Annotated in this window: 7 protein-coding genes and 1 pseudogene; 3 read left to right on the top strand and 5 right to left on the bottom strand. The window is 64.0% G+C overall.

From position 1 onward, the window contains the following. Positions 1-1,743 (bottom strand): efflux RND transporter permease subunit (locus ACESL8_RS05685; protein ID WP_372916716.1); only part of this gene is annotated, 1,743 nt, incomplete at its 3' end. A 21-nt stretch (positions 1,744-1,764) separates the two neighbouring features. After that, on the bottom strand, positions 1,765-2,970 hold the full coding sequence (locus ACESL8_RS05680) for an efflux RND transporter periplasmic adaptor subunit (RefSeq protein ID WP_372916714.1): 1,206 nt from the start codon (positions 2,968-2,970) through the stop codon (positions 1,765-1,767). Between the two features lie 211 nt (positions 2,971-3,181). On the opposite strand from ACESL8_RS05680, the gene ACESL8_RS05675 reads away from it, so the two are divergent. Next, complete coding sequence (locus ACESL8_RS05675) at positions 3,182-3,916, top strand: SIMPL domain-containing protein (protein ID WP_372916712.1); 735 nt, start codon at positions 3,182-3,184, stop codon at positions 3,914-3,916. Next, positions 3,913-4,881 carry an MBL fold metallo-hydrolase gene (locus ACESL8_RS05670; protein WP_372916710.1) on the top strand — a complete coding sequence of 323 codons (969 nt, stop codon included), beginning with the start codon at positions 3,913-3,915 and terminating at the stop codon, positions 4,879-4,881. The genes ACESL8_RS05675 and ACESL8_RS05670 overlap by 4 nt, the downstream gene beginning before the upstream one ends. A gap of 9 nt (positions 4,882-4,890) precedes the next feature. On the opposite strand, the gene ACESL8_RS05665 is transcribed toward ACESL8_RS05670, so the two are convergent. Next, positions 4,891-5,667: an SDR family NAD(P)-dependent oxidoreductase gene (locus ACESL8_RS05665; protein WP_372916708.1), complete on the bottom strand. Its 777-nt coding sequence runs from the start codon at positions 5,665-5,667 to the stop codon at positions 4,891-4,893. A gap of 102 nt (positions 5,668-5,769) precedes the next feature. Between ACESL8_RS05665 and ACESL8_RS05660 the strand changes: the two genes are divergently transcribed. Next, on the top strand, positions 5,770-7,002 hold the full coding sequence (locus tag ACESL8_RS05660) for an MFS transporter (protein WP_372916706.1): 1,233 nt from the start codon (positions 5,770-5,772) through the stop codon (positions 7,000-7,002). Here the strand turns inward: ACESL8_RS05660 and ACESL8_RS05655 are convergent. Then, a complete protein-coding gene (locus ACESL8_RS05655) occupies positions 6,982-7,260 on the bottom strand; it encodes a hypothetical protein (protein WP_372916704.1) in 279 nt (92 codons plus the stop codon). The genes ACESL8_RS05660 and ACESL8_RS05655 overlap by 21 nt on opposite strands. Continuing rightward, a pseudogene (locus ACESL8_RS05650) lies at positions 7,257-7,572 on the bottom strand (peptidase); the annotation flags it as partial. The gene ACESL8_RS05655 and the pseudogene ACESL8_RS05650, both read right to left, overlap by 4 nt.

Here is a 7,572-nt window from a genome sequence, read left to right as displayed (position 1 = left end):
GGATTCAATCACTGCGACGGCTTTTTCCACGATGGCTTCGGTTTGCGCCAGTGTGACGCCCGGCGGCAGCGCGATGGTCACCTGGCTGTCGTCATTGTCCACGTCCGGCTGGAAGGTCATGGGCAGCACGGCAAATAGGGCAACGGTGAGCGCAAGCGCCGCCCCGCCGATGCCGAACACGGTTTTCATGCGATTGGCCAGCGCCCAGGTGAGAATGCGCATGTAGCTGTCTACCCACTTGGCGGTGCCGTGGTCTGCCTTGCCCTCGCTCTTGAGGAAATAAGCGGCCAGCATCGGCGTGATCAGGCGGGCCACAGCGAGGCTGATCAGCACTGACACCGCAACAGTGGCACCGAAATTCTTGAAAAATTGCCCGGAAATGCCGGGCATCAACGCCACCGGCAGGAACACCGCGACAATCGACATGGTGGTGGCCACCACCGCGAGGCCGATTTCATCGGCGGCATCCATCGATGCCTGATAGGCGGATTTGCCCATCCGCATGTGGCGGACGATATTCTCGATCTCGACGATGGCATCATCCACCAGCACCCCGGCGACGAGGCTGAGCGCCAGCAGTGATAACTGGTTGAGCGAGAAGCCGAGCCAGACATCGAGGAACCAGAAGGTGGGGATGGCCGACAACGGAATCGCCAGTGCCGAAATCACCGTGGCACGCCAATCCCGCAGGAACAGCCACACCACCACCACGGCGAGGATGGCACCTTCGATCATGGCGTCGATGGCACCGTGATACTGGGTTTTGGTATATTCGACCGACGTGAAGATCAGCTGGAAATTCACCTTGGGATATTGGCTGCGCAGGGCATCGATTTCCCTGAGCGCCGCTTCATAAACGGTCACATCAGAAGAACCCTTGGCCTTGGCCATCGAGAAGCTGAGGACCTGACGGCCATTCAGCTTGGAAATGCTGCGCTGTTCGGCATAGCCGTCGCGCACGTCGGCAATGTCGCCAAGGCGGATGCTGCGGCCTTGGCCAAGGTTGATCTGGGTGTCGCCAAGGCCCACCGCATTGCGGGCATTGCCCATCACGCGCACCGATTGTTCGGCACCGGCGATTTCGGCGCGGCCGCCGGCAGCGTTCAAATTGACTTGGCGCAGTTGGGCATTCACCTGGGATGCGGTGACGCCGTAAGCCTGCATGCGATCGGGATCGAGGATGACCCGGATTTCACGGCTCACCCCGCCCGAACGGCGCACCTGAGCCATGCCGGGGACGCCCAGCAAACGTTTAGCCACCGTGTTGTCGACAAACCAGCTCAGCTGCTCCAGCGTCATGCCGGTGGATTCAACCGAGAAATAGGCGATTGGCCCGCCAGCGATGTCGAGGCGGTTGACCTGCGGCTGCAAGATGCCTTGAGGAAGATCGCCGCGAATATTGGCCACGGCGTCGCGAACATCATTGACAGCGCGATCGATGGGCGTGCCGATGGCAAACTGCACCATCGTGCGGCTGCTGCCTTCGGACACAAAGCTGTTGACCTCGTCGACGCCGGTGATGTTGCGCACCGCGGCTTCAACCCGCTGGGTGACCTGGTTTTCCAGTTCTTCAGGGGCGGCACCCGGCTGCGCAACGATGACCTGCGCGCCTGGAAACTCGATGTCGGGCTGGTTGTTGATGTCCATCGCCCTGAACGACAGTACGCCGGCCAGCATCAGCAATGTGAACAACACCAGTGGCGGCACCGGATTTTTGATCGACCAGGCAGAGATATTGCGCATCGCGGGCGTGTCCTGTCGTGATCAGCGAACGGTGGGCGCGGCAAGCACGGGCTTGATCTTGTCACCCGGCTTGAGGAAGGCGCCGGCGCTCGCCACCACCCGTTCCGTGCCGTTCAGGCCCGAGGCGACGCCCACTCCCGCATCGCCAATGGCGCCTACGGTGATATTGCGGCGTTCCACCGTGTTGTCCTTGCCCAGCACGTATACATAATTGCCCATCACATCGGCCAGCACCGCCGATTGCGGCAACAGGGGCCGCGTGGTCTGGCCGCCTTCGATGCGGGCGCGGGCAAAGGCGCCAACGCGCAGGCCCGGCGAATAATTCAGCTGAATGCGCACAACGCCTTGGCGGTTGGCCGGATCGATCACCGGATCAATAAGCCAGACGCGGCCCCTGAAGCCTTCGCTGGCACCCACTGGCGTGACCAGGGCCGGCATGCCGACCTTGAGCCGGGCCAGATCCTGTTCGGCCACCTGAGCGCGCATTTCCAGCGCGCCGCCTTCAGCCAAGCGGAACAGCGCGCCGGTGCCGGGGCCGACCACCTGGCCGGTTTCGACGTTGCGCGCCAGAATGAGCCCCGCCGCCGGCGAGCGCACGTCGAGACGCTCGGCGCGTTCGCGCGCGGCGCCAAGCTGAGCGCGGGCCACGCCGACGCGCGCCAGCCCGCCATCGCGGGTGGCAACGCGCTGATCGATATCGGCGCGGCTGATGAAGCCTTTGGCCACAAGGCTTTCGGCGCGGGTGAGATTGGCCTGTGCCAACCGGGCCTCGGCTTCGGCCTGGCGCACACCGGCGGCAAGCTGGGCGATTTCCTGCGTTTGCACCTGCCTGTCGGTCTGGGCCAGCACCTGGCCCGCACCAACGCGCTGGCCAGGCTCGACAAACACGCGCACCACGCGGCCGCCTTCGCCCTGCACACCCACGGCGGCATCACGCCTGGCTGCGATGCTGCCCGGTGCGGTGATGGCATCGGCAAGCATGGTGGTGCCGGGCACCAGCACGGTCACTTCCGGCAGATTGCTCGCCGGAGCGACCGGCGGCGCGGCTGCCGGGCCAAAAGCCTTCCAGCCAGCAACGCCGGCCAGCGCCACGACCAGCGCAATCAAGCCGGGCTTGAGCCAGCGGCTGCGGCGAGCAGAGACGGGGGCCTCGCCATCAACTGGCTGGAACGAATAGACTTCCGCAGCGGCAGACGAAGGGACAGCATTATGCGCATTCATAGTCATAGATCCTCTGCGTCGGTGTATTATCGAAATACATCACCGCATTCAAGCACTTTTCAATACCGCATGTTCACGGCCACAAAAAGATAAATCTGAGCGCCACTCGATGCCCCGTCGCCGCAGCAGAGCCTTGTAGCGGCGGTAATTTTTCGGGGTGACGGCGCTGCTTGTCCGGGCCATCATCAGCGCTCGTCACTGATGAAGGAGCCTGCCGATGCGCCGTTTTCTGCCGCTGCTTGCCGGTCTGCTGATGGTGGCTCCGGCTGCCGCCCAGGATCGTTCTTTGCCCGCCGCCCCGCCCGCCGCCTTGCCCCTGCCCACCATGCTCACGCTCACGGCCAGTGCCGGGGTGGCGCGCGCGCCCGATCAGGTGCGGTTGACCGCCGCGGTGCTCACCGATGGCGCAACGGCTGCCGCTGCGATGGCGGGCAATGCCGCGCGGATGACGGCGGTTCTGGCCGCACTGAAGGCGGCTGGCATCGCCGATCGTGACGTGCAAACCACGGGCCTCAGCCTCAACCCGCAATACCGGTACCAGCCCGAACAGCCGCCGATGCTCACCGGTTATCAGGCGCGCAACAGCATCAGCATCCGCACCGGCAGGCTGGCCGATGCCGGCAAGCTGGTCGATATCGCGATCAAGGCCGGCGCCAACGAAGTGCAGGGCCCGGAATTCACCCTGGCCAATCCCGATACGGCGCTGGATGAAGCTCGCATGGCCGCCGTGGCCAAGGCGCGGGCGCGGGCCGAGCTTTATGCACGGGCCGCCGGCCTGAAGGTGAAGCGCATCACCAGCATCAGCGAGGGTGCCGCCGCCGCCGATCCTGGCCCGCGCCCGATGCTGCGCACAGCCATGGCCGAAGCCAGTGCCGCGCCGCCGGTGCAGCCTGGTGAATTGGCGCTGCAGGCCGATGTCATCATCAGTTTCGAATTGGAGGCCCGGCCTTGACTGCGTATCAACGCGGACTGCACGAAATCGGTGATGGCCTGTTTGCCTGGTTGCAGCCCGACGGCGGCTGGGGCTGGTCCAACGCCGGCCTGATTGCCCACGGTACGCCCGGAGACGGGGCGGCGGCACTGGTCGATACGCTGTTCGATACGGCGCTTACCGCCGAGATGCTGGCGGGGATGGAGCGGGCCACCGGCTTTGGCGCGGCCACGATCGGCCAGGTGGTCAACACTCACGCCAATGGCGATCACACTCACGGCAACCACTTGCTGGAAAACGCCGAAATCATCGCATCTCAAGCATCTGCGCGTGAGATGGAGGCGTTTTCGCCGGCGTTGCTGGCCCAGATGAAGGCCGCGGGCGCCGCCGGCCAGATGGGCGTGGCCGGCCGCTATTTTGCCGAGATCTTTGCGCCGTTCGATTTTGCCGGCGTGGTCGAATGCCCGCCAACCCGCACTTTTTGCGGCCACACCACGCTGGATGTGGCCGGGCGCGCGGTCGATCTGATCGAGGTTGGCCCCGCCCACACCGCTGGCGACGTGCTGGTGCACGTGCCCCTAGCCAAGGCCGTGTTCACCGGCGACATCCTGTTCATCGAAGGCACGCCGATCATGTGGGCCGGGCCGGTATCGAACTGGGTCGCTGCCTGCGAACGCATCATTGGCATGGATGTGGATGTGATCGTGCCCGGCCACGGCCCATTGACCGACAAGGCCGGTGTGCGCGAGGTGGCGGATTACTTGGCCTATATCACCATCGAAGCCCGCACCCGCTTTGACGCCGGCCTGTCTGCCGAGGGCGCCGCGCGCGACATCGGGCTGGGCCGTTATGCATCGTGGAAAGACGCCGAACGCATCGCGGTGAACGTCGATACGCTCTACCGCGAGTTTTCGGGCGACACAGCGCCGCCGGACGTGACCAGGCTATTCGGGCTGATGGGGCAGCTTTATTACGACCGGCGTTAGGCGCCAGAATCAGGCGGCTGTAACCCCGCCATCAATCACGAAATTCTGCCCGGTGGTGAAAGCCCCGGCCTTGCCGGCGAGGAACACCGCCATGCCGGCGATTTCGTCGGGCACGCCAATACGCTTCAAGGGCGCGGTGGCGGTGGAGCGCTTGAGGGTTTCGGCATCGTCCCACAGTGCCTTGGCAAAATCGGTCTTGATCAGGCCTGGCGCGATGCAGTTCACGCGCACATTGTCCGGACCGTATTCGCAGGCCAGGTTGCGGGCGAGCTGCATGTCGGCAGCCTTGGAGATGCAATAGGCGCCGATGATGGTGCTGCCGCGCAGGCCGCCGATGCTGCTGACGATGGTGATGGTGCCATCCTTGCGGGCACGCATGGCGGGGGCAACCATCGTGATCAGCCAGTGATTGGAGACGATGTTGTTTTGCAGGATCTTGGTGAAGGCTTCATCCGAGATGCCGGCTTGCGGGCCATAATAGGGATTGGAAGCGGCATTGCACACCAGGTGATCGATCTGGCCCCATTTGGCGATGGTGGCATCAACCAGCGCCTGCAGGCTTTCCTTGGCTGCGATGTTGGCGGGCACGCTGATGGCGGCTTCGCGGCCGACGGCGGCATTGATCTCGTCCCGCGCGGCTTCGCAGGCATCGGCCTTGCGGCTGGAAATCACCACGTTGGCGCCGTGTTCGGCCATGCGGTGGGCAATCGCCTTGCCGATGCCGCGGCTGGAGCCCGTGATGAGGGCGGTCTGCCCGGTCAGATCGAAAAGGGCCGGAAGGGCCATGGCGTGTCTCCCCAGTGGTGTTGTGCCTGATCTTACGCGGGCTTGCGCCGGAATGTCACGCCATACAGATGACAGGTTCGTTGCAGCCTGCCATCAAACCCCATGTCCGAATCTGCACCCGAATCATCCCCTGATAAATTGAACTTCGACGCCGTGCGCGCGACATTGCTGTCGTGTCTGTTCTTTGCCGGGTTCGGCGCGCTGATCCCGCACTTGCCGACCTGGCTTGATGCCACCCAAGGCTTCACCGGTGTGCAGATCAGCCTTGTGCTCACCATTGGCGGGCTGTCGCGCATCATCGCCGGGCCGCTTACCGCAGCGTGGGCAGCCGGCCAGGACGACAAGCGCGCGCCGCTGTTCCTGTTTGCCGTCCTGCTCACGGCCGGTTTTGCGGCGCTGTGGTTCGTGCGCGGATTTTGGCCGGTGTTCACCATCATTTTGCTGATGGATGTGTGTTTCTGGGGTCTGCTGCCAGCGGTTGAGGCCGCGCTGATCCGCCTGACCAAACGCGGCCTGCCGCCCTACGGCTTTGCGCGGGGGCTGGCGTCTGCCGCGTTCATCGTTGGATCGTCCAGCGTCGGTTTTCTGGTGGGCGACTACGGCCCGTGGGCGATCTGGGCCTGGCTGCTCGGCGTATCGATCGCGCTGATTGGCGCGGCGTTCGTGATGCCGCGGGAAAAGGTGGCGGGCAACGAGGAGGGGGACTTCATCGGGCGCCTGAAGGAGGGCGTTGGCCTGCTGAAAAACCGCCGATTTGCGCTGCTGATCTTTGCTGCCGGCATTCTGCAGGCCACCCACGGCTATTTTTATGGATTCGGCGTGCTGATCTGGACGAAGGATCAAGGCATCAGCCAGGCGGTGGCAGGCAACCTGTGGTCGGTCGGTGTTGCGGTGGAAGTGCTGTTTCTGATGTTCCTCGGCGGCTGGTCGAGCAAGTTCGCTTCGGAAACGCTGATTTTGGTCGGCGCGGTCGCCTGCATCATCCGCTGGACGGCGATGGCGTTCCTGCCGCCAGAATGGGCGCTGTGGCCATTGCAGGTGCTGCACGCCGGCACCTTTGCGGCGGTGTTTCTGGGGGCGATGCGGCTGGTCAACCAGATGATGGGCGACGAACTCACCGCGACCGCCCAGATGATCTACATGGCGTTGGCTTCGGCTCCGGCGCAGGCCTTCACCACATTCATCTCCGGCTATCTTTATGATGCGCTGGTGGCCGATGGCGATGCTGCGCTGGGCTATCTGGCGATGACCGGGGTCAGCTTTGTGGGCCTGGTCCTGGCAATGATGCTGTGGGTGACGCGAGCCAAGCCGGGGTCACAACTGGCTGCGGCCTGAGCGAGCCGCAAACCACTTCCACAGGCGGCAACCGTGGTTGCCAGCATAGGCCGCCACCGATGCGGCGACGGAAAGAAACATGACCGCAATGCCATCCTGCGCGTCAGTCTCATAACGCGCCAAATGGACAGCGTACCATGCCCACCCAACCACGTTGCCGATAACCGGGGCCGCCACAACAGGCCGAATTTTCGGCAACTTGAGTGCCGCAGCGACTCCCATGACAAGACCAGCAAGTGCGATGACGATCCAGATCAACTCCGCAATTCCTGTTCCGGCTGGCTGGCATATTGCGGCAACGGGATGGCGGCGGCGGCGGCGCGCAGGGCGTTTGACCAGCGGCTGTTGAGTTCGCGGTAATAGTCGTCGTCCACTTCGATACGGTGGATCAGTTCCAGATCGGAAACCCCGGTGCGGATGGTGGCGATATCGACGGGCAGGCCCACTGCAAGGTTGGAACGCATGGTGGCGGAAAAGCTGATCAGCGCGATCTTCAGCGCCTCCGCGATCGGCGTTTCGTAGGTGAGCATGCGATCGAGCACAGGCTTGCCGTATTTATGCTCGCCGATC

Origin of the sequence: Sandarakinorhabdus sp., assembly GCF_041689835.1 — a bacterium.
Taxonomy (GTDB): Bacteria; Pseudomonadota; Alphaproteobacteria; order Sphingomonadales; family Sphingomonadaceae; genus Sandarakinorhabdus.
This window is presented reverse-complemented; position numbering and strand designations above follow the sequence as displayed.